Below are 20,659 nucleotides of genomic sequence, written 5' to 3' on the forward strand. Positions count from 1 at the left end.
ACGATCTGGCGCGTGAAACGCAGGTTCAACAATCCCCTCCCGCAAATACTTCTTGATCGTGTTGCGAGACACGCCCGTCCGCCGCGCGATCTCGCGAATGGGCATCTTGTCACGCAGCGCCCATTTCCGGATAACTTTTAAAAATCCCATGTCTATCACTCCAAGTGCTCCCAGCTGATTCAAGCCGGGGTAAGGTTGCACATGGGTCAATTCTCGATGACAATTTCTGCTGCTGCCGGGTCAGTTCTCAGTGACAATCAACACCTGCGCGCCCAAAGCCTCGCAACCGGCGATTCGCGCGGGATCAGTGGCGTGCGGCATGCAGATCAGCGCATCCACACCCGCCGCCTGCGCGGCCCAAGCCACCGCCAGCGCGTGATTGCCGCCGCTCGCCGCCACGACCCCCGCCCCGCGCTGGTCTGCATCCAGCCCCGCAATGCCCAGATAGGCCCCGCGCGCCTTGAACGATCCGGCCTGCTGGAACAGTTCCAGCTTCAGCGTGACCCCCGCGCAATCGGGCAGCACCCCGTCCCAGCGCGCCGATGCCAGCGGCAGGACAGGTGTTTCAATCACCACATCGCGCAGGGTTTCCGCCGCCGCCTTGATCGCCGCCAGTTCGGGACCCATCGCACACCCCCAAAAGAAAAGACCCGCAGGACATGTCCCACGGGCCTTTGGCATTGTCCATCGATAGCGCGAGGTTACATCCGGCTGGCGACGTTTTCCCAGTTGACCAGATTGTCGAGGAAGTTGGTCAGGTACGCAGGCCGCTTGTTGCGGAAATCGATGTAATAGGAATGTTCCCAGACATCACAGCCCAGAAGTGCTGTCTGGCCAAAGCACAATGGGTTCACGCCGTTTTCGGTCTTGGTGATCGCCAGCGACCCGTCGGCCTTTTTCACCAGCCAGGCCCAGCCGGACCCGAACTGGCCTGCACCGGCGGCGCTGAACTGCGATTTGAACTCATCGACCGAGCCAAAGCTCTCGACCAGCGCCTTTTCCACTTCGGAAGGCATCTTGCTGTCGGCGGGTGTCATCATTTCCCAGAACTGGTTGTGGTTCCACAGCTGGCTGATGTTGTTGAAAATCCCGTTCTGCGCGACGGCGGTCTTGTCATAGGTGCCGACAATGATCTCTTCCAGCGATTTGCCGGCCCATTCGGTGCCTTCGATCGCCTTGTTGCCATTGGTCACATAGGCGTTGTGGTGGATATCATGGTGGAATTCCAGCGTCTCGGCGGACATGCCTTTTGCGGCCAGCGCATCATGGGCATAGGGCAGATCGGGAAGGGTGAATGACATGGTCGGTCCTCTTTGTTGTTCAGCATTGCGTTGGCCTTTAGGTGGCCCCCACCTGCGCAAAGGTCAAGGGCGCGCACCCATTTCCCCCATCTTCCGAGCCCAAATATCCCCGCCGGAGGCCCCGCGCCCCGCGCGGGATATGGCGGTCAGAACACGCCCACAGGGCCTGCCTTGGCCGAGGCCACCAGCAGGTCATGGACATAGTCCGCAACGGACCGGAAACAGACGACCGCAAATGTATCCGCATCCACCATCCAGAAGGCGGCAGCGACTTGCCCCAGATGGCTGCGACGAAAATCGCTTGCGCCAAAGCTATCGGGATGCAGGTCAGCAGGGGTCAGCTTGGCCATGACCTCGCGGGCAAAGGCGCCCTCGACATGGATCAGCGCGCGCGCGTCCGAGACGTTTTCGGCCAGATAATGCTGCCCGGCCAGCGCCGCATCGATCTGTGCGACCGCGTCCGTCACCTGCGCATAAGGCACCATGACCAGCACTTCATCGGGCGACATCCATGCGATGCCAGCCTCACTATCAACGGCGATTTTCACTTTTTCTGGAAACGCTTGCCCTGTGATCTTTTTGCAGATTGCGCGCAGTTTGGTGTTCGACAGATCGCCACGCAAGGTGATCATGCCGCGCAGGCCTGCGTCACGGATCGTGACTTCGCCTAGCGTGGTGCGGCCTTGCAAGGCGCTGATGGCGTCAGACATTCTGCTTTGCCCCTTCCTTGTCATAGAATACCGGATCCACGATGCGCACCGCGACGGTCTTGCCCTCTTCAACCGTGTTGAAGGTGATCACCTCGCCCATCCGGTCCGGCCCGCGATGCACCAGCCCCATTGCGATCCCGCGCCCCAGCGTGGGCGAATGATAGGTCGAGGTCACGCGCCCTTGCGTGTTGCGCTGGCCGTTGGCGTTGGTGCCGTCGGCAATCGCATAGGCCCCGTCCGGCAGGACCGACCCGTCCAGCGTTTCCAGACCCACCAGCCGCCAGCGGTCGGCGTTGTCCATGAAACTGCGTGCGTGGGCGCGCTTGCCCAGATAATCGTCCTTCTTCTTGGACAAGGCCCAGTGCAGGTTCAGATCCTGCGGAATGACCGTGCCGTCGGTTTCATCGCCGATCATGATGAATCCCTTTTCGGCGCGCATGATATGCAGCGCCTCGGTCCCGTAAGGCATGACCCCGAACTCTTCACCCGCCGCGATCAGCGTATCCCAGAACGCGCGACCCTGACCCGCTGGCACGGCGATTTCATAGGACAGCTCGCCTGAGAACGAAATCCGGAACACCCGCGCATCGAACCCGCCGATCCGGCCCGCCTGCCACTGCATGAACGGCAGCGCAGACACATCCATCCCGCCCAGTTTGTCCAAAAGCAGCTTGGCCTTGGGCCCGACCACGGCGACCTGCGCCCATTGTTCGGTGACATTGGCGACATAGACTTTCCAGTCCCACCATTCGCATTGCAGCCAATCCTCCATCCAGGCGTGGATCCGGTCCGCACCGCCGGTGGTGGTGTGGCAAAGCCAGGTATCCTCGGACATCCGCGCAACGACACCGTCATCCATCAGGAACCCGTTTTCCGAACACATCAACCCGTAACGGCATTTGCCGACACCCAGATTGGACATCATGTTGGTATAAAGCATGTCCAGAAACTTGCCCGCATCGGGCCCTTTGACCACCAGTTTGCCAAGGGTCGAGGCATCGAGCAGCCCGATATTGCCGCGCGCATTGGTGACCTCGCGGCTCACCGCGTCATGCACGGACTCTCCGGCGCGGACATAGGCAAAGGGCCTGCGCCATTGGCCGACGGGTTCGTTGTCCGCGCCATTGGCGTTGTGCCAGTCCGACATCGGCGTCTTGCGCAAGGGCTGGAACACCGCATCACGTGCCGCACCCGCGATGGCCGCCATCGAGATCGGCGTATAAGGCGGGCGGAACGTCGTCGTCCCGACATGCGGGATCGCCGTGTTCAGTGCATGCGAAAGCACCGCCAGACCGTTGATATTGCTAAGCTTCCCCTGATCCGTTGCCATGCCCAGCGTGGTGTAGCGTTTGGCATGTTCGACGCTTTCGAACCCTTCCTGTGCGGCCAGTTGTACATCGGTGACCTTCACATCGTTCTGGAAATCGAGCCAGGCCTTGGACCGCAGCGCATAGCTGGCCCCTTGCGGCATCATCCAGACGGGGGCCATCGGCCCTTGGTCTGCATCGGTCGCCACAGGTGCGGCGGTGATGCGCTTTTTATGCCCCGCGTCATGCGCGGCGGCCTTGCCTGCCGCCATACCGTCAGCCAGCACGTCAGCGCTGCGCAGATGACCGTTGGCGATGCCCGCCGCGATCACGAAGCCCTGCCCGTCAGCACCTGTCGGCGGGCGCGTCGTATCAGGGCGGAACATCGCCTGCGGGTCGTCCCAGACCAGTTTGCCGCCGCAATGCGACCACAGATGCACGACCGGCGACCAGCCGCCCGACATCGCCACGCAATCGCAGGCGATCTCCTCCAGCACGGCCCCTTCGCCCGCCTGCACACAAAGGGCGATGCCCGTCACACGCTTGCCGCCTTTGACCGATGCGATGCCCTTACCGTCAGCCACACGGATGCCCAAGGCGCGCGCCCGATCGATCAACGGCCCTTCGGGCGCGGTGCGTGCATCGACGACGACCGGCACCTCCAGCCCCGCCTCTTTCAAGGCGATGGCCGTGCGGTAAGCGTCGTCATTGTTGGTCACAACCACGGTGCGGTCCCCGATGGAGACACCGAAATTGATCGCGTAATCGCGCACGGCCCCCGCCAGCAACACGCCCGGCAAGTCATTGCCCGCGAAGGACAAAGGCCGCTCGATCGCGCCTGTTGCGGTGACAATCCGCGCCGCGCGGATGCGCCACAGCCGGTGGCGCGGGCCGTCCTGTTCAGGCGCGTGATCGGTCAGCCGTTCATAGGCCAGCGTATAGCCGTGGTCATAAACACCTGCGCCCATGCAACGTGCGCGGACCGTGACATTCGGCATATCTTCAAGCGCTTGCAGCGTGGACTTCACCCAATCCGCTGCATCCGTCCCGTCAACCTGCGCCCCGTCCACGACAGCGCGCCCACCCCAATCGGCGGTCTGTTCGATGAGCAGCACCCGCGCGCCAGCCTGTCCCGCCGCCAGCGCCGCAGCAAGCCCTGCGATCCCGCCCCCCACGACCAGCACATCGACGTGGCAGTTGAAATGCTCGTAGGTATCCACGTCACGGTCCTTGGGCGCGCGGCCAAGACCGGCAGACTGCCGGATGAACGGCTCGTAGACATGTTTCCAGAACGGGCGCGGGAACATGAACATCTTGTAGTAAAAGCCCGCAGGCAGGAACCGCGACAGATGCGTGTTAATAGCGCCCACGTCGAATTCCAAACTCGGCCAATGGTTCTGGCTGGTCGCCATCAACCCGTCGAACAATTCGGTCGTGGTGATGCGCTGGTTCGGCTCGAACGCCGCACCAGTCCCAAGATTGACCAGACCGTTCGGCTCTTCTGCCCCGGCCGCCACCACGCCACGCGGGCGGTGGTATTTGAACGACCGGCCGACCAGCATCTGGTCATTGGCCAACAGCGCCGAGGCCAGCGTATCCCCCGCAAACCCGCGCAGGCGCTTGCCGTTGAAGGTGAAACTGACAGGCTTGGTGCGGTCGATCAGGCGACCACGTCCGCTCAGACGCGTGCTCATGCGAAATCTCCCCATGTCCAGCCGGGGCGTTTGGCGCTGATCCTGTCGCGGATTTCCTGTGGCGGTTCCGTTGTCTGCGCGGGATAGGTGCCGAAGACCTCCAGCGTCGCGGTGCAGCGCGCGGCGAGGAACCATTTGCCGCAGCCATAGGCATGCCGCCAGCGTTCAAAATGCACACCCTTGGGGTTTTCGCGCACGAACATGTAATCCTCGAACTGGTCGTCGGATGATCCGGGACCATGGCGTTTCAGATGTGCCTGCCCGCCCGCATGCAGATCGGTTTCATCGGCCTGCACCCCGCAATAGGGGCATTGAAGGGTCAGCATGGGGCAACCTTTTGTCTGCACGGCAAAAAGGCGGGCGCATCGCTGCGCCCGCCTGAAGCGGTAATCATGGAAATCGGGTTATTGCAGCGGGTCGGCAGGGACCGGCTGAGGATCGGTGATCGCGGGGTCAAGAAGCGGCTCTGACGGTGGCGCGGGGTCGGCCACATTATCCATACCTGTGCCGGTGCCCATGCCCGTGCCAGTCCCCGTGCCGGTGACAGGGTCGACGACCGTGCCGGTGTCGGTCGCGGGGTCAAGGCCGGTGTTGGTGACAGGCTCGGTCGTCGTGCCGCCCGAAAACAGGGCCAGAAGAACGACGAGCACAAGAATGCCGATCGCGACGCCGATCCAGATGCGCGATCCGGATGGCCGGGTGGGAGGGGTAGCCATGATGAAAACTCCTTTGTCTCCGATGTCATCAGACCCGGAAACGCCGGAATGGCGGGATTGGTTGCATGAGCGGCACAGGGGTGGCGGTTTGCCGCCAAGCCGCGCACGGGTGCTGCGTGATGGCCGATCAATGCGCCACCCCCGCCGCTACGCTTTCGTCGATGAACTTGCCTTCGCGGAAGCGGAACATGCTGAATTCTTCGGTCAGCGGCGATGCGCCTTTGGCCATCAATTCGGCCATCGCCCAGCCCGATCCGGGGATCGCCTTGAACCCGCCGGTGCCCCAGCCGCAGTTGACGAAGACGCCATCAACAGGCGTTTTCGACAGGATGGGCGAGCGGTCGCCCGTCACATCCACGATTCCGCCCCATTGGCGCAGCATCTTGAGCCGCGCGACCATGGGGAAGGTTTCGATCAGGGCGCGGACGGTTTCCTCGATATGGTGGAAACTGCCGCGCTGGGTGTAGTTGTTATAGCCATCGGTGCCGCCGCCGATCACCATCTCGCCTTTGTCAGATTGCGACATATAGCCATGCACGGTGTTGGCCATCACGACGACATCCATGCAGGGCTTGATCGGTTCCGACACCAGCGCCTGCAAGGCGACCGATTCAATCGGCAGCCGGAAGCCTGCCATCTGCGCCATCACACCCGAATGGCCCGCCACGACCAGCCCCAGCTTGTCGCAATCAATCGCCCCCTTGGTGGTATCAACGCCCACAACGCGCCCCCCCTCGCGGCGGATCGCGGTCACCTCGCATTGCTGGATCACATGCATGCCCATGTCGGAACAGGCCCGCGCATAGCCCCAGGCCACCGCATCATGCCGCGCCGTGCCGCCGCGCGCCTGCCAGAGCCCGCCCAGCACAGGATAGCGCGGCCCGTCGAGGTTGATGATGGGACACAACTCCTTCACCTTCTCGGGACCGATCCATTCGGTTTTTACACCTTGCAGCGCATTGGCATGCGCCGTGCGCTTATAGCCACGGATTTCATGCTGCGTCTGCGCCAGCATGATCACACCGCGCGGGCTGAACATGACGTTGTAATTCAGGTCCTGCGACATGGTTTCATACAGGCTGCGCGATTTCTCGTAGATCGCGGCCGACGGGTCCTGCAGGTAATTCGACCGGATGATGGTCGTGTTGCGGCCCGTGTTGCCACCGCCCAACCAGCCTTTTTCAAGGATCGCGACATTGGTGATGCCGAAATTGCGGCCCAGATAATAGGCCGTGGCCAGCCCGTGGCCCCCTGCGCCGACGATGATCACGTCGTATTTTGCGCGCGGCGCGGGATTGGCCCAGGCGCGGGTCCAGCCCTGATGCTGACGGAACGCTTCGCGGGCGATGGCAAAGGCGGAATATCGTTTCATCGGCGCGCGATTCCCTGTCTGATATCTGCCCCTGTCTGGACCTTTCGCGGCTGCGAAAGGAGACTGCCAGCGGCGTCTGGACCGCGATTTACGACATGCCCGCGCGACAGTGAACGGCCACGGCGTCGCAGGCCCTTTTCACCCCGTGCCATGGGGGTTATGTGGGTGCCAACAAGCGCGCGAGGGCTCATGATATTCTGGATAGTGGTGGTCGTGCTGACATTGGCCGTGGCAGGGATTCTGGCGGTGCCGTTGCTGCGCGCATCCGAGGCCGAGGACAGCAACCCCGATCTTGCGATCTATCGCGCGCAACTGGCCGAGATCGACCGCGACCTTGGACGCAACCTGCTGGAACCCGACGAGGCGGAACGGTCACGCACCGAAATCGCGCGCCGCCTGCTGGCGGCCAGCAAGATGGATGCAGGTCCGGTTGCCGTGCAGAAACGACATGGTCCGCTCGCCCTGCTTGTGCTGGTGCTGATAGGCGCCGTCACCTTTGCGACCTACACGCAGCTTGGCGCGCCCGGCTATGGCGACGTGCCGCTGCAAGCCCGGCTGGCCGCGTCCGAAGATATGCGCAACAACCGGCCCGCGCAGGCGATGCTGGAAATGGTCGCCCCCCCGCCGCCGCCTGTCGACGTCCCTGAGGATTACCGCGCCGCCATCGACCGTCTGCGCGAACTGGCCCCCACCCGCCCCGACGATCTGGAAGCCTGGTCGCGGCTGGCCTTTCACGAAGTCGAATTGCGCAATTATTCGGGTGCCGCCGCCGCACAGGAACGCGTGATCGCGATCATGGGCGAAGACGCCGCGCCTGCCGACCTGACCCGCCTGCTGGATCTGCGCGTCGTGGCCGCGGGCGGGCTGGTGTCGCCCGAGGCGGAACAGTTGATCCGCGACATTCTGGCCCTCGAAGAAAACAACGTCGCCGCGCGCTATTACCTCGGGCTGCTCTATGACCAGACCGACCGGCCCGATCTGGCCTACCGTTTGTGGCGCGACATCGCGGAAAACGGTAACCCGCAGACCTTTCACGTGGCCTCTGCCCGCCAGATGATCGAGGATGCGGCCTTCCGCGGCGGTGTGGATTACACCCTGCCCGAGGTGCGCGGCCCGTCGGCCGAAGATATCGCCAATGCGCAGGACATGACCCCCGAGGACCGGCAGGCCATGATCGGCAGCATGGTCGCGGGGCTGGCTGACAGGCTCGCCAATGATGGCGGCACCGCGACCGATTGGGCGCGCCTGATCACGGCTTACGGCGTGCTGGGCGATACCGACAACGCCCGTGCGATCTGGGTGGAGGCGGCGGACGTCTTCGGCGCCAATGCCGAGGCGATGGCAATCCTGACCCCCGCCGCGCGCGACGCGGGCGTCCTGGAATGATCGTTGATGCGCCCGAGGATTTCGCCGCAGAACTGCCCCCTCATGGTGCGATCGCGGGGCTGGACCTTGGCACAGTGACCATCGGGGTGGCGGTATCGGACCTGATGCGCAGCGTCGCGACCCCGCTCGAGACGATCAAGCGCCGCAAATTCACGCTCGACGCCGCCCGCCTGTTCGAGATCACGACCCACCGCATGATCGCGGGGCTGGTGCTAGGCCTGCCGCGCAACATGGACGGATCGGAAGGGCCGCGCTGTCAGGCGACCCGCGCCTTTGCCCGCAATCTTGAAAAACTGACGCCGCTGCCGATCACCTTCTGGGACGAACGGCTGTCCACCGTCGCCGCCGAACGCGCCATGCTAGAGGCGGATATGTCCCGAAAGCGTCGCGCAGAGCGGATCGACAACGTCGCTGCAAGCTATATTCTGCAAGGCATGCTGGACCGGCTGCGACATCTGGAGGCGCGCGCGTGACCATCCCCGAACCGACCGACCACATCTGGAAACGGGCCGAAATCGACAGCCCCTGCATCAAAATCTGCGTGATCCAGCCCGAAACGCGGCTGTGCACGGGCTGCCTGCGCACGATCGACGAGATCAGCGCGTGGTCGCGGATGACGCCGGAGGCCCGCACGCAGGTGATGACAGAGCTGCCCGCGCGCAAAGGGCTGGTCGCCAAGCGGCGCGGAGGGCGTGCGGGGCGGGTGAAGTGAGGGGGGTGGGCCTTAACGTCAGATGGCTATTTTGCGGGACAAAGCTGCCGTTTACTACCGCCAAATCAAAGTAAGCTATCGGCTCCAAGTGGATATTCATGTTGATTTCCGCAAAAACAACTCTGAATCGAGGTGACGAATGCTGCAAATTTCAGTGAGGTGTGGCTGCATGCGGAATGGTGTGATCGGATGCGGGACTTCCGCTTCTCGCCTCGGTTGTCGGGCACCTCGAAACGTGCTTCAGCAATTCTAACGCCTCCTTTAGAGATGACAACGGTCGACCGAGAGCGTCTATAGATAAGGCGGAACATTTTGATGGGGTTTGTTCGTGGATCGGTTTTGGATTTAGCAGCGGTCTCCAGCAGGGCCGGGATCCGACTAATGACGGCAATCGCTGTCAGCATTGCCGCGTACCCACTTATGGCCAATCCCATTCATCCGTTTGATGCCGTTCTCACCATTTGCCACAGCACCGATATGACAGGCGAAATGATGCATGAAAGCCTTGTCGATGCCGACTGGTTTCCGATTGCTCCGGCTGATTTGCCAGATGAAGTCTTGCAGGCGTTTGTCGCGAGAAGCGCATTGGCATTCGTAGAATCGGACGACGGCGAAGCGTTCCTGTCACATTGGGAAAAGCAAAGCTCGGCAGCTTGGATGAACCGCCTCTTGCCGGACGCCATGCCGACCGATCACCTTCGGCGGTTTTATCTGCATTCAGCATCTTTCAGTTTGTTGCAGGTGTCATCGGCCTCCAACAAAGACGGAAGCACAGCAGGTGTAGGTTGTTCGGTGACGTTTACGTCCGAAGTCGTTCCAGATTGGTTTCGTGCCATAGCAGAAGAAGCAATCAGTGGATCAGCTGATGTTTTCTTGCAAGGATTATCGGGATACGAGCGCTCTTCGGAGTGGATGGCTGAAGCAGAAGTCTTTTTTATCAATCAAGATGCGATTAGCCGGGTTACCCAAGAGAATGTTCGCTTTGAGGTAATTTGGAATACGCAAATTTTGTCGCTAGAACATAGACGTAACTAATGGCATTTCTTGCTTTGATCGTTTTTATAACGACAGCTGCCGCGATAGGGTTTTTTGTTGCCTCCCTAATTCGCAAGCCTACGCTGTTTCTCAATTTGGTTTCAGCTCGATTTGAATCGGAGGAACGCCGTGTGGTGGCCTTCTGCGTTGTCGCTTGGCTGTTTGGCATCGCGGTCATCTCTTTTCTGTAGAAGTTTGAGATGGGTGACCTGTGTGAAGGCCGCGTTTATCAGTGCATCCGTGTCCGTCGGCTGGAGAAAGATGACGATGAACGTTGATGCATACAGTCGCTACTTCGTGGGAACTCAAAGTCCGCATCGGTGATGAAATGAGCAGTAATTCGCGTCTGCGGCTCTTGGCCTAATTTTGCCCTTTGCGTTAATCCTTTCGAAGGACGGCATCCGTCACTTTGGCCTTAAAGCAGCCAAACACACACGTGCACAACCCCTACCCCCGCGGAAACACAAAACACCGATCCCGCCGGATCATGATCCAAAGCGGCGTGCCGGGTTTGGGCAGGAACACCGACGGGACCGCGGCGCGCAGAATGGACCCGTCGAAATCCATGCGGAATTCCACCAGTGACGATGCCCCGATGAACCGCGCGCGCTGCACCACGCCGCGGGCGGGGGTGCCGTCTTGCGGTGTCGGGTTCGGGCCGCGACCGGCGCGGTCGAAGTCGATCTTCAGGTGCTGGGGGCGGATCACGATGTCCACATCGGTCCCGTCCGGCACGCCGGGGGCAAGGAACTGGCCGAATGGCGTATCGGTCAAAGCCCCTTGCACCTTGCCCTTGATCACGTTGATATCGCTAAAGAAACCTGCTGCCTGCAAATCCTTGGGCGCGTTGTAGATGTTATAGGGCGACCCGCGCTGCACGATCCGCCCGTCGCGCATCAGCGCGATTTCATCGGCCATGCGCAAGGCTTCGTTCGGTTCATGCGTGACCAGCAGAACAGCGGTGCCTTCGCTTTTCAAAATCTCCAGCGTCTCGTCGCGGATATCGTCGCGCAGGCGGTCGTCGAGGCCGGAAAACGGCTCGTCCATCAGCATGATGCGCGGTTGGGGCGCAAGCGCGCGGGCGAGTGCGACGCGCTGCTGTTCACCGCCTGACAATTGGTGCGGATAATCGTGCAGATAGCGCAGCATGCCGACCTTTTGCAGCAACGCCTCGACCCGCCCCTGATCCTTGCGCCCGCGCAGGCCGAAACCGACGTTCTGCGCCACGGTCAGATGCGGAAACAGCGCGAAATCCTGAAACATCAACCCGATGGACCGCCCTTCGGGGGGCACGCGGTTGACCGTGTCGCAGATCAACTGGCCATCCACATGGATCGTGCCGCTGTCCTGCATGTCGACGCCCGCGATAATCCGCAGGGTCGTGGATTTGCCGCAACCGGACGGCCCCAGAAGGCAGGTCACCTGCCCCGACATCACCGTCAGGCTGACATCATCGACGACGCGCCGTCCGGCAAAGGTCTTGACCAGATGGTCCACGGCAAGGCGGGGCACGGTCATGCAAAAATCCCTGATCAAAACAATTAGGTATAGCGCAGGTAACAATCCCCGCCGCCAAGGGCAAGTCAGGTCAGGGTAAAGTTCTGTGCGCCCACGATCTGCCCGTTGACCTGCACGTGCATGCGGTGCAGCCCGGGATAAAGCGTGAAGGTCGAGGCCCCGTCCTTGAACAGATGCCGCTTTGTCAGGGTCACGGGCTTGTCCGCCTTCGCCGCAAAGGTCTTGAGCTTGAACACCTTGGGTGCTGTCGCCCCGTCAGCTTTGACGAAATCTATGATGTAATCCACGACCAAAGGCGCATCCTGCGGCACGGTCAGCGTCAGGGCAATCTCGGCCGCCTGCCCCCGCGCGACGACCGGCGTGATGGCAAACTGCGACAGCGTGACAGGCACCTCCACGCCATAGCCCAGATGCTGCATCGCACCACGATGCCCCGCCTTGACCAGATTGCGCAGCGCATGTTTGCGCATCCATGCCAGTTCATCCGCCGCCTGCGCGCCTGTGTCCTGCCACGCCTGCAACCGCGCGATCACCAGATCGGGTGTTTTCCGCGTCAGATCGTTGAGGTGGTTGGCCACCGACCGTGTCACGAACCGCGTGTCATCGCCGTGCAGACGGTCGAGCAGCGGCAGCGTCTGCGCCGGATCGAGCCTGATGGCACGCCCCCAAGGCAGACGCGGCCGCGTGCCTTCGCTGACCAGCCGGCGGAGGTGGTAATGGTCATGCCCCGCCCAATCCTGCATCCGCGCCAGCGTGGCGTCGGGCCAGCGGTTCAGAAAGGCGCGGATCGAGAATTCCATCGAAAACCGCTGCGTGATCTCTGCCAGCAGATCAAGGCTGCGGTCGCGGTGATCCTCCAACCCATGATTTTCGACGAAAACACCCAAAGGCGCGTGGATGAAATGCCCGAAATCATCATCCGACAGGCGAGGGTCGAGAGGTGGCGGCAAGGCCGCACTGATCGCATCGGCGGCAGCAAGGAAATCGCGCGGCAGATGGTCGGCCAGCACGTCCGCGATCATCTGGATCCGCGCCATCAGCTCCAACGGGGGCATCCGCGCCATGACGTCGCGCACAAAAGGGTCCGCCCGAAATACCCCCGCCGCCGCGAACTGGCCGCCCAAAAGGGCGACCGTGTCCGCGTTGAACAGGTGATCTTTCAGGCTGAACCGTTCCGCCATCAGATCGTCGCGTTGATCGCGCCGCCATCAAGAACGATGTTCTGCCCCACGATGAACCCCGCATGCTGGCTGCACAGAAACGCGCACATCGCGCCGAATTCATCCGCTGTGCCATAGCGACGGGCGGGGATCGTCGCCTCGCGCTGCGCCTTGGCGGTGGCCATGTCGATGCCCTGCGCCTTGCTGACACCCTGATCAAGGCTGACCGCGCGGTCGGTCGCATGGATGCCGGGCAGCAGGTTGTTGATCGTCACGCCATGCTGCGCCACCTGCCGCGAGGTGCCTGCGACATAGCCCGTCAGCCCCGCGCGTGCGGCATTCGACAGGCCCAGCTGCGGGATCGGTGCCTTGACCGACCCCGACGTGATGTTGACCACCCTGCCCCAGCCCTTTTCGATCATGCCGGGCAACAGCGCCTTCATCAGCGCGATGGGTGCCAGCATGTTGGCATCAAGCGCCTTGATGAAATCGTCCCGTTCCCAGTCCGACCACAGGCCCGGCGGTGGGCCGCCTGCGTTGGTCACCAGAATATCGACGTCGCCCGCAGCCGCCAGCAACCGCGCGCGGCCTTCCTCTGTTGCCACATCCGCGGCGACGGTCGTGACCTGCACGCCGAACCGCGCGCGGATATCGGCGGCTGTCGCTTCCAGCGCGTCAGCACCGCGCGCGTTCAGCACCAGATGCACCCCCGCGGCGGCCAAAGCCTCTGCACAGCCGCGCCCCAGCCCTTTGGACGATGCGCAGACAAGCGCGGTTTTCCCTGAAATTCCCAGATCCATTATCTTTTCCCCTGTTTTGCGCCCTTGACCTAGCATTCCATGTGACGGCGGGCAATTTGATCTTACCCGTGCCCGGCGCACGGTGTAGACCTCTAACATGGCAAACAACCAGATCGCGATCGACGTTTTTCGCGCCGAAGATGTGACCGTCACCGACGGTGTCCTGATCGGCGAACCGCTTGGTTTCGCGGACGAACTGGTGCTGGACGATGTCTATACGCTGGCGCAAAAGGCCCTGCCCATGCCGCTGGATCTGGCGACAGAGGAAACCGGGCTGCGCCGCAGAACGGGGACGCAAAACGCGGTACATCTGGATTGCTGCCTGACACTGATGGCCCCGGACGGGACCACCCATGACGCGCTGGTGCTAGTCGAGGAAAGCGACGGCCTTGCCGTCGCGATCTACCTGATGGCCTTGGGCGATATCGTGCCGGACCGGCGCTACCGCCTTGTCGGGATCGCGCGCGAAACCGCGACCCGCCGTTTTGCCGAAGCGGCGGCAGGGTCGTTTGCACGCGGCACGCGGATCACGATGGGCGATGGCCGGATGCAGGCGGTCGAAACGCTGGCCCCCGGTGATCTGGTGCTGACGCGGGATGCGGGCAAACAGGCCTTGCGCCATGTCGCACAGGCCACGATGCGCGCGACGGGGCGCTTTGCGCCGGTCTTCATCACGCAAGGCGCCTTGCACAACGATGCCGATCTGGTGCTGCGCCCTGATCACCGGATCTTTGTCTATCAGCGCAGCGATCTGTTGGGTACGGGCCAGGCCGAGGTGCTGATCCGCGCGCGCCAGCTGGTCAACGACACCACTGTCCTGCGGCGGCGCGGCGGCTATGTGGATTATTTTCAGCTGGTGTTCGACGATCACCACATTATCTATGCCGAAGGGATCGCCGCAGAATCGCATCTGGTCGACGCCACCACGCAGCATGCTATGCCCGCGGGGGCCGCCCTGCACCGCCACCGCCCGCATATGGATTACGAAGTGCGCGACAGCCTGATCGACCCCGCGACAGCGGCAGCACTGCTGCGGCGCGCCTCAACGTCCTGAGGCGGTGCGTTCGGCGCCGAAACTGCCGTCGAAAACGTCGATCTCATCGCCTTGGCGCACCGCACCCCGCGCGATGACGCCCGCCACGCCCGCACCCTGCAGCCCATAGAAATCGCCAGACATTTCGGCAGTGATGACATGCGAAATCGCGTTTTGCGTCAGGCTGCCGGACAGTCCGGCGGTGAACTGGTAATCCCGCTCTGGTGCAATGGGATAGAACACGCCGTCGCCGATCTGCAAACTGCCGGTGACAGCACCCCCCGCCCCTTGCAGGTTGCCGATGCTGCCGGTCACCGGATCGGGGTTTGTGCCAAAGCTGACGCGCAGGTCCAGATCACCATCATAGAGGGAGGGCGCTGCCCCGCCCAACGGCAGGGTAAGCCGCACGCGGCCGTCATAGGCCACATCGCCCGTCTCGGGCAGGGTCGCAAAAGGCGTGATCCCCTGCACTGTCACGCGGTCCTGCAAGGCGGCAAAGGCATCGCCGGGCGCGGGATTGCCCGCACCACCGGCACCCGCGCCAGAGCAGGCCGCCAGACAACAGAAAAGAGGCAGGATGCGGATCATCCCGCCTTGTCGCGCAGTTTGGTTAACAATCCGTTACGATGCGGCCGGCCTAGGTCACGGCAACGCCTGTTCCGCGACCAGCACCAGCGTGCCGTTACGTGTGACGCCGTTCTGCACGACAACCGGATCAAGATCAGCCGCCGACAGCGCGATGACCGGATCGCCCAGAAACGCCCCTGTCATGCTGCCTGACAGGGCCAGTTGCTGGCCCCCGCCCGACAGCGCGCCGCCATAGGTCAGCCGTAGATCACGCGCGACGGGCCCGTCCGTGATCGCGACCTCGCCCGTGAAATCCTGCACGCCAGCGCCCGGCACCGTGCCGAAAAAACCCGCCATCGCACCGCTGACAGCACTTGCGCCGAAATCGACATCCAGCTGCGCATCGCCGAACAGCACCAAGGGCTGCGCCCCTTCGACGCGCAACGTGGCGAAACCCGCAAATTGCGCACGGCCATCCACGGGCAGATCGCGGGTCGTCGGTGCCATGCCCATCACACCTGCCCCCGGATCGCCCAAGACCCTGATTCGCTGGCCATCATAGATGTCCAGCCGCGCGACGCGCGGGTCGATCCCGCTGCCGGGGCTGTCACCGCCGCCGCCGCACCCCGACAGCATCACAAAGATCGCCAGCAATCGAACCCAGAAAACCATGCCACCGCCTTTCGGCACCCTTGTGGCACAGAGTTATGAATCTTGCGTCAAGACAGGCGGACACATTGCCCTTTGACCGCGAAACACCTAAAGCCATTGGCCATGACAAATCGCCCCGCCTTGCCGCCCGAAATCGCCCGCCGTCGCACCTTTGCGATCATCTCGCACCCCGATGCGGGCAAGACGACGCTGACCGAAAAATTCCTGCTGTTCGGCGGCGCGATCCAGATGGCGGGGCAAGTCCGCGCCAAAGGCGAGGCGCGGCGCACACGGTCCGATTTCATGCAGATGGAAAAGGATCGCGGGATTTCCGTCTCCGCCTCGGCCATGTCGTTCGATTTCGGCAAGTACCGGTTCAACCTTGTCGACACGCCCGGCCACTCGGACTTTTCGGAAGATACCTATCGCACGCTGACCGCCGTCGATGCCGCGATCATGGTGATCGACGGGGCCAAGGGTGTCGAAAGCCAGACCCGCAAATTGTTCGAGGTTTGCCGGTTGCGCGACCTGCCGATCTTGACCTTTTGCAACAAGATGGACCGCGAAAGCCGCGATACATTCGACATCATTGACGAAATCCAAGAAAATCTGGCGATCGACGTGACCCCTGCAAGCTGGCCCATCGGGGTCGGGCGCGATTTCATCGGCTGCTACGATATCCTGCGCGACAGGCTGGAACTGATGGACCGCGCCGACCGCAACAAGGTCGCCGACAGCATCGAGATCAACGGGCTGGATGACCCCAAGCTGGCGGAACATGTGCCTGCCGACCTGCTGGCCAAATTCCGCGAAGAAATCGAGATGGCCAAGGCGCTTCTGCCCGCGCTCGACCCCGCCAGCGTGCTGAACGGGTCGATGACGCCGATCTGGTTTGGCTCGGCGATGAACAGTTTCGGCGTCAAGGAATTGATGAACGGGCTGGCGACCTATGGTCCCGAACCGCAGGTGCAATCGGCCCAGCCCCGCAATGTCGCGCCCGAAGAATCCGCCGTGACAGGCTTCGTGTTCAAGGTGCAGGCCAATATGGACCCCAAACACCGCGACCGCGTGGCGTTCGTCCGGCTCGCCTCGGGGCATTTCGAACGCGGCATGAAACTGACCCATGTGCGCAGCAAGAAACAGATGGCGATCACCAATCCGGTACTGTTCCTTGCCGCCGACCGCGAACTGGCCGAAGAGGCCTGGGCTGGCGACATCATCGGCATCCCCAACCATGGGCAATTGCGCATCGGCGACACCCTGACCGAGGGCGAGGCGATCCGCGTGACGGGCATCCCTTCATTCGCGCCAGAGCTTTTGCAGACCTGCCGCGCGGGCGACCCGATGAAGGCCAAGCATCTGGAAAAGGCCCTGATGCAATTCGCCGAAGAAGGCGCTGCCAAAGTGTTCAAGCCGACGTTTGGATCGGGCTTTATCGTCGGCGTCGTGGGGGCCTTGCAATTCGAGGTGCTGGCGAGCCGGATCGAGCTTGAATACGGCCTGCCCGTGCGGTTCGAGGGGTCGCAATTCACATCCGCCCGCTGGGTGGCAGGTAAAAAGGAAGCGGTGGACGCCTTTGTCGCCGCCAACAAACAGCATATCGCGACCGACAACGACGGCGACACCGTGTTCCTGACCCGCCTGCAATGGGATATCGACCGTGTTGGCCGCGATTATCCCGCCATCACCCTGACCGCGACCAAGGAAATGATGGTTTGACGTGACCGGCGGCGGCAACCAAGGTGATCGTCAGGCACCCACTGGCGAATGATTGTGACCGATACCAACCAGACGTTCCCCGGCGGCATCCCCGCCTTGCTTGCCGTCTATCAAAACAGGCGCGCATTGCTGACGGGCGAGGATTTGCCGCCGCTCGACATTGAGTTCAAGCCGCTCGCGGCCCAGCCCCTGCCACCGCAGGTCTTGCCGCGCCCCGACGGGTTGTCGCGGGTGCAAAAGAAGCGGCACATGTTGCTGGGCGAATTGCAGGGCCATAGCGAACTGGCGCTGCTGCACGGGTTGCTGATCGCGCATCTGCGCAAGCACAGCTATCAAGATCATGCACCCGCCCTGTTCCGGCGGCTCTGGCGCGAGGAACAGGACTGGCTTCTTGCGCATCTGCCGACGCGCTGGCTGATTTCCGCGGTCATCACCTTTGCCGATCACGGCGTAACAGAGGCTGACAGGCGCACGGGGCAATCCTTTAACATATTGTTTTCGCTGATGAAGATATTTGAGGCTGAGCGCCTCTATTCTGGCCTGCCACCACAGAAACCCTTCCGCATCAAAGACCGCAACAGAACACCCCTGCCGCTGGGCATGGCGGATTTTTCGATCCTGCAAGGCGATCTGGAGGCACACCTGCTGGCCCCCATCTGGCGTGACGCAGGCGAAGCACCTGCCGCCGGTCCGCTTGCACGGCATCTGCTGACCCTGCTCGACCATGACGACGGTACGGTGTTCCGGCGGCTGGCGCAGATGCGCGACGCGGCCCGCAAGACACTGGAATGACAGGCGACCTTGACGATCACGTGTATTTCCGATACCGCCTACACAGGCCATCGCTGGCCCATGACGCCGGGACGCCGGAAAATTGCGTCCTTTCATTTCTTGCGGACCGATCCGCAACCACAGGACGCATATGACCAAATTCTCCGATTTGAACCTTGATCCCAAGGTTCTCAAGGCGGTGGCCGAAACCGGCTATGACACCCCTACCCCCATTCAGGCAGGCGCCATCGCCCCCGCTCTTGAAGGGCGCGACGTGCTGGGGATCGCCCAGACCGGCACCGGCAAGACCGCAGCCTTTACCCTGCCGATGATCACGCTCTTGGGCCGTGGCCGTGCGCGCGCGCGGATGCCGCGCAGCCTTGTGCTGGCACCAACGCGTGAACTGGCGGCGCAGGTGGCCGAAAACTTTGATGCCTATGCCAAATACACCAAACTGACCAAGGCACTGCTGATCGGCGGCACCAGTTTCAAGGATCAGGACAAGCTGATCGACAAAGGCGTCGATGTGCTGATCGCGACACCGGGCCGGTTGCTGGACCATCTGGAACGCGGCAAGCTGATCCTGACCGACGTCAAGATCATGGTGGTCGACGAGGCGGACCGCATGCTTGACATGGGGTTCATCCCCGATATCGAGGAAATCTTCAAACGCACGCCCTTTACCCGCCAGACGCTGTTTTTCAGCGCGACCATGGCGCCCGAAATCGAGCGGATCACCAACACCTTCCTGTCGAACCCCGCCAAGATCGAAGTGGCCCGCGCCGCCACCACCAACGTGAACATCAAGCAAGGTGTCGTGATGTTCCGCGCCAGCGCCAAGGTCCGCGAAGCGACCGAGAAACGCGCCCTTTTGCGTGCGCTGATCAATGCCGAAGGCGAGGCCTGTTCCAACGCGATCATTTTCTGCAACCGCAAGGCCGATGTCGATGTGGTGGCAAAATCCCTGAACAAATATGGCTATGACGCCGCCCCGATCCACGGCGATCTGGAACAAAGCCACCGCACCCGCACGCTGGAATCCTTTCGTGACAACAAGCTGCGGTTCCTTGTCGCCTCCGACGTGGCCGCGCGCGGGCTGGATATTCCGGCTGTGACGCATGTCTTCAACTTCGACGTGCCCAGCCATGCCGAGGATTACGTCCACCGCATCGGGCGCACAGGCCGTGCCGGACGGTCCGGTCTTGCGATCATGATCTGTTCGGGCCGCGATGAAAAAAACCTCGAAGATGTCGAACGGCTGGTGCAGAACCCGATCCCGCGCCTTGAAAACCCGCTCGGTGTCACCGCCCCCGTGGCAGATGACGCGACAGAGGACGCACCCAAGCGCAGCCGCACCCGCAGCCGCCGCGGCAAGGATACTCCCGCCGCAGTACCAGTCGAAGCAGCCGTCGCCGAAGCGCCCATTGCCAAACCTGTCGAAAAACCGATCGAAAAACGCCCCGAACCGCAGCAACAGCGTGCGCCCCGCGAACCGCAAAAGCCGCGTGAGGAACAGCCGCGCCCGCGCCATCAGGACCGGCGCGACAATGGTCCCCGCATCGTGGGTATGGGCGATGACACCCCCAGTTTCATCGCCAAAAGCCTTGAGGAACGCGCAAAGGGCTGAACCCCGCGCGGTGCACCCTACCTCGCTCCATTCTTGACAGCTGCGCCATCGCCGATCCACGCTTTGCCAAAAGTGGAGGATTTGCGATGTTGAATGGCAAAAGCTGGGATCACTGGATCGCCCAGTATCAGGAAAGCCACCAGAACCGGCTGAACCAGTTGACCCACACCATCGGCATCCCGATGATCGTGGTGTCGATCCTGCTGGGGCTGGCGAGCCTGTTCGGCGCGGGCCTCTGGGCCGCTGCCGCTTGGCTGTTCGTCCTCGGATGGGTGCTGCAATTCGTAACCACGCCATTGGCACCGCCTGCCTGACGCTTTGACAATGATCTAAGAGACGTCGCTAAGGACGTCATTAACGACGTCTCTTAGACGGGGTCTGCGATGCGTGGTGAAATTCTTGGGGCGGAGCGGCGACGCTTTTGGCATGACGACGACAAACTTGAGATTGTCATGTCGGTTGGGGTCGATGGCGCAAGCGTAACGCAGGTTGCGCAACGTCATGAGATTAAGCGACAGCAAATTTATGCGTGGCGGCATGACCTCAAGAGAAAGGGCCTGTGGTCGCCTGATGCTGGGGC

The 20,659-nt window shown here is 62.3% G+C and carries 23 protein-coding genes; 10 read left to right on the forward strand and 13 right to left on the reverse strand.

Annotation, left to right across the window (positions count from 1 at the left end):
* The 8 genes from H147_RS0118195 to H147_RS0118230 all read right to left on the reverse strand — a co-directional run.
* On the reverse strand, positions 1 to 159 hold a 159-nt coding region (locus H147_RS0118195; protein WP_211216607.1), incomplete at its 3' end, for a helix-turn-helix domain-containing protein.
* 81 nt (positions 160 to 240) lie between these two features.
* On the reverse strand, positions 241 to 627 hold the full coding sequence (locus H147_RS0118200; protein WP_019956825.1) for a pyridoxal-phosphate dependent enzyme: 387 nt from the start codon (positions 625 to 627) through the stop codon (positions 241 to 243).
* Positions 628 to 701: 74 nt separating this feature from the next.
* The gene (locus tag H147_RS0118205) at positions 702 to 1,301 is read right to left on the reverse strand and encodes a superoxide dismutase (protein WP_019956826.1); all 600 of its coding nucleotides are present in this window, start codon (positions 1,299 to 1,301) and stop codon (positions 702 to 704) included.
* Positions 1,302 to 1,447: 146 nt separating this feature from the next.
* Positions 1,448 to 2,011 carry a sarcosine oxidase subunit gamma gene (locus tag H147_RS0118210; RefSeq protein WP_019956827.1) on the reverse strand — a complete coding sequence of 188 codons (564 nt, stop codon included), beginning with the start codon at positions 2,009 to 2,011 and terminating at the stop codon, positions 1,448 to 1,450.
* Positions 2,004 to 5,012: a sarcosine oxidase subunit alpha family protein gene (locus H147_RS0118215; RefSeq protein ID WP_019956828.1), complete on the reverse strand. Its 3,009-nt coding sequence runs from the start codon at positions 5,010 to 5,012 to the stop codon at positions 2,004 to 2,006. Before H147_RS0118215 ends, H147_RS0118210 begins: the two co-directional genes overlap by 8 nt.
* On the reverse strand, positions 5,009 to 5,338 hold the full coding sequence (locus H147_RS0118220) for a sarcosine oxidase subunit delta (RefSeq protein WP_019956829.1): 330 nt from the start codon (positions 5,336 to 5,338) through the stop codon (positions 5,009 to 5,011). Before H147_RS0118220 ends, H147_RS0118215 begins: the two co-directional genes overlap by 4 nt.
* Positions 5,339 to 5,416: 78 nt before the next feature.
* Positions 5,417 to 5,728, reverse strand: coding sequence for a hypothetical protein (locus H147_RS0118225; RefSeq protein ID WP_026352682.1), 312 nt, complete (start codon positions 5,726 to 5,728; stop codon positions 5,417 to 5,419).
* Between the two features lie 127 nt (positions 5,729 to 5,855).
* Entirely contained in the window at positions 5,856 to 7,100 is a 1,245-nt protein-coding gene (locus H147_RS0118230) for a sarcosine oxidase subunit beta family protein (RefSeq protein WP_026352683.1), read from the reverse strand.
* A gap of 189 nt (positions 7,101 to 7,289) precedes the next feature.
* Between H147_RS0118230 and ccmI the strand changes: the two genes are divergently transcribed.
* The 4 genes from ccmI to H147_RS0118250 all read left to right on the forward strand — a co-directional run bounded on the left by ccmI (position 7,290) and on the right by H147_RS0118250 (position 10,233).
* Positions 7,290 to 8,486, forward strand: coding sequence for a c-type cytochrome biogenesis protein CcmI (ccmI, locus tag H147_RS0118235; RefSeq protein WP_026352684.1), 1,197 nt, complete (start codon positions 7,290 to 7,292; stop codon positions 8,484 to 8,486).
* On the forward strand, positions 8,483 to 8,959 hold the full coding sequence (gene ruvX / locus H147_RS0118240; protein WP_019956831.1) for a Holliday junction resolvase RuvX: 477 nt from the start codon (positions 8,483 to 8,485) through the stop codon (positions 8,957 to 8,959). The genes ccmI and ruvX overlap by 4 nt, the downstream gene beginning before the upstream one ends.
* On the forward strand, positions 8,956 to 9,198 hold the full coding sequence (locus H147_RS0118245) for a DUF1289 domain-containing protein (RefSeq protein ID WP_019956832.1): 243 nt from the start codon (positions 8,956 to 8,958) through the stop codon (positions 9,196 to 9,198). The genes ruvX and H147_RS0118245 overlap by 4 nt, the downstream gene beginning before the upstream one ends.
* A gap of 381 nt (positions 9,199 to 9,579) precedes the next feature.
* Positions 9,580 to 10,233 carry a hypothetical protein gene (locus tag H147_RS0118250; protein WP_019956833.1) on the forward strand — a complete coding sequence of 218 codons (654 nt, stop codon included), beginning with the start codon at positions 9,580 to 9,582 and terminating at the stop codon, positions 10,231 to 10,233.
* A 447-nt stretch (positions 10,234 to 10,680) separates the two neighbouring features.
* Here the strand turns inward: H147_RS0118250 and H147_RS0118260 are convergent, their stop codons facing one another.
* The 3 genes from H147_RS0118260 to H147_RS0118270 form a co-directional block, all read right to left on the reverse strand.
* Complete coding sequence (locus H147_RS0118260) at positions 10,681 to 11,751, reverse strand: ABC transporter ATP-binding protein (RefSeq protein ID WP_019956835.1); 1,071 nt, start codon at positions 11,749 to 11,751, stop codon at positions 10,681 to 10,683.
* Between the two features lie 65 nt (positions 11,752 to 11,816).
* Complete coding sequence (locus H147_RS0118265; RefSeq protein ID WP_019956836.1) at positions 11,817 to 12,932, reverse strand: YhaZ family DNA alkylation repair protein; 1,116 nt, start codon at positions 12,930 to 12,932, stop codon at positions 11,817 to 11,819.
* Positions 12,932 to 13,711 (reverse strand): SDR family oxidoreductase, encoded by a 780-nt coding sequence (locus tag H147_RS0118270; protein ID WP_019956837.1) that lies wholly within the window; start codon positions 13,709 to 13,711, stop codon positions 12,932 to 12,934. Before H147_RS0118270 ends, H147_RS0118265 begins: the two co-directional genes overlap by 1 nt.
* Before the next feature lie 97 nt (positions 13,712 to 13,808).
* Between H147_RS0118270 and H147_RS0118275 the strand changes: the two genes are divergently transcribed.
* Positions 13,809 to 14,765, forward strand: a complete 957-nt coding sequence (locus H147_RS0118275; RefSeq protein ID WP_019956838.1) for a Hint domain-containing protein — start codon at positions 13,809 to 13,811, stop codon at positions 14,763 to 14,765.
* Here the strand turns inward: H147_RS0118275 and H147_RS0118280 are convergent.
* Both H147_RS0118280 and H147_RS0118285 read right to left on the reverse strand, forming a co-directional pair.
* Positions 14,754 to 15,332, reverse strand: a complete 579-nt coding sequence (locus H147_RS0118280) for a HupA family protein (RefSeq protein WP_019956839.1) — start codon at positions 15,330 to 15,332, stop codon at positions 14,754 to 14,756. The two genes, H147_RS0118275 and H147_RS0118280, sit on opposite strands and share 12 nt — an antisense overlap.
* 54 nt (positions 15,333 to 15,386) lie before the next feature.
* Complete coding sequence (locus tag H147_RS0118285) at positions 15,387 to 15,983, reverse strand: hypothetical protein (protein WP_162561711.1); 597 nt, start codon at positions 15,981 to 15,983, stop codon at positions 15,387 to 15,389.
* A 102-nt stretch (positions 15,984 to 16,085) separates the two neighbouring features.
* Between H147_RS0118285 and H147_RS0118290 the strand changes: the two genes are divergently transcribed.
* The 5 genes from H147_RS0118290 to H147_RS20705 all read left to right on the forward strand — a co-directional run.
* Entirely contained in the window at positions 16,086 to 17,681 is a 1,596-nt protein-coding gene (locus H147_RS0118290) for a peptide chain release factor 3 (protein ID WP_019956841.1), read from the forward strand.
* A 48-nt stretch (positions 17,682 to 17,729) separates the two neighbouring features.
* A complete protein-coding gene (locus H147_RS0118295; protein ID WP_019956842.1) occupies positions 17,730 to 18,473 on the forward strand; it encodes a hypothetical protein in 744 nt (247 codons plus the stop codon).
* 130 nt (positions 18,474 to 18,603) lie between these two features.
* Positions 18,604 to 20,079, forward strand: coding sequence for a DEAD/DEAH box helicase (locus tag H147_RS0118300; protein WP_019956843.1), 1,476 nt, complete (start codon positions 18,604 to 18,606; stop codon positions 20,077 to 20,079).
* 86 nt (positions 20,080 to 20,165) lie between these two features.
* A complete protein-coding gene (locus H147_RS20105; RefSeq protein ID WP_019956844.1) occupies positions 20,166 to 20,393 on the forward strand; it encodes an Mpo1-like protein in 228 nt (75 codons plus the stop codon).
* A gap of 69 nt (positions 20,394 to 20,462) precedes the next feature.
* Positions 20,463 to 20,659 (forward strand): transposase (locus H147_RS20705; protein WP_019956845.1); only part of this gene is annotated, 197 nt, incomplete at its 3' end.

Origin of the sequence: Yoonia vestfoldensis DSM 16212 (genome assembly GCF_000382265.1) — a bacterium.
Classification (GTDB): Bacteria; Pseudomonadota; Alphaproteobacteria; order Rhodobacterales; family Rhodobacteraceae; genus Yoonia; species Yoonia vestfoldensis.

Bases quoted from the DNA above. Each gene is read 5' to 3' on its own strand.
- ccmI (WP_026352684.1), top strand. From the start codon at position 7,290: ATGATATTCTGGATAGTGGTGGTCGTGCTGACATTGGCCGTGGCAGGG.
- H147_RS0118270 (WP_019956837.1), bottom strand. From the start codon at position 13,711: ATGGATCTGGGAATTTCAGGGAAAACCGCGCTTGTCTGCGCATCGTCC.
- H147_RS0118300 (WP_019956843.1), top strand. From the start codon at position 18,604: ATGACCAAATTCTCCGATTTGAACCTTGATCCCAAGGTTCTCAAGGCG.
- H147_RS0118210 (WP_019956827.1), bottom strand. From the start codon at position 2,011: ATGTCTGACGCCATCAGCGCCTTGCAAGGCCGCACCACGCTAGGCGAA.
- H147_RS20105 (WP_019956844.1), top strand. From the start codon at position 20,166: ATGTTGAATGGCAAAAGCTGGGATCACTGGATCGCCCAGTATCAGGAA.
- H147_RS0118285 (WP_162561711.1), bottom strand. From the start codon at position 15,983: ATGGTTTTCTGGGTTCGATTGCTGGCGATCTTTGTGATGCTGTCGGGG.
- H147_RS0118220 (WP_019956829.1), bottom strand. From the start codon at position 5,338: ATGCTGACCCTTCAATGCCCCTATTGCGGGGTGCAGGCCGATGAAACC.
- H147_RS0118250 (WP_019956833.1), top strand. From the start codon at position 9,580: ATGACGGCAATCGCTGTCAGCATTGCCGCGTACCCACTTATGGCCAAT.
- H147_RS0118215 (WP_019956828.1), bottom strand. From the start codon at position 5,012: ATGAGCACGCGTCTGAGCGGACGTGGTCGCCTGATCGACCGCACCAAG.
- ruvX (WP_019956831.1), top strand. From the start codon at position 8,483: ATGATCGTTGATGCGCCCGAGGATTTCGCCGCAGAACTGCCCCCTCAT.
- H147_RS0118265 (WP_019956836.1), bottom strand. From the start codon at position 12,932: ATGGCGGAACGGTTCAGCCTGAAAGATCACCTGTTCAACGCGGACACG.
- H147_RS0118205 (WP_019956826.1), bottom strand. From the start codon at position 1,301: ATGTCATTCACCCTTCCCGATCTGCCCTATGCCCATGATGCGCTGGCC.
- H147_RS0118230 (WP_026352683.1), bottom strand. From the start codon at position 7,100: ATGAAACGATATTCCGCCTTTGCCATCGCCCGCGAAGCGTTCCGTCAG.
- H147_RS0118295 (WP_019956842.1), top strand. From the start codon at position 17,730: ATGATTGTGACCGATACCAACCAGACGTTCCCCGGCGGCATCCCCGCC.
- H147_RS0118260 (WP_019956835.1), bottom strand. From the start codon at position 11,751: ATGACCGTGCCCCGCCTTGCCGTGGACCATCTGGTCAAGACCTTTGCC.
- H147_RS0118290 (WP_019956841.1), top strand. From the start codon at position 16,086: ATGACAAATCGCCCCGCCTTGCCGCCCGAAATCGCCCGCCGTCGCACC.
- H147_RS0118280 (WP_019956839.1), bottom strand. From the start codon at position 15,332: ATGATCCGCATCCTGCCTCTTTTCTGTTGTCTGGCGGCCTGCTCTGGC.
- H147_RS0118225 (WP_026352682.1), bottom strand. From the start codon at position 5,728: ATGGCTACCCCTCCCACCCGGCCATCCGGATCGCGCATCTGGATCGGC.
- H147_RS0118200 (WP_019956825.1), bottom strand. From the start codon at position 627: ATGGGTCCCGAACTGGCGGCGATCAAGGCGGCGGCGGAAACCCTGCGC.
- H147_RS0118275 (WP_019956838.1), top strand. From the start codon at position 13,809: ATGGCAAACAACCAGATCGCGATCGACGTTTTTCGCGCCGAAGATGTG.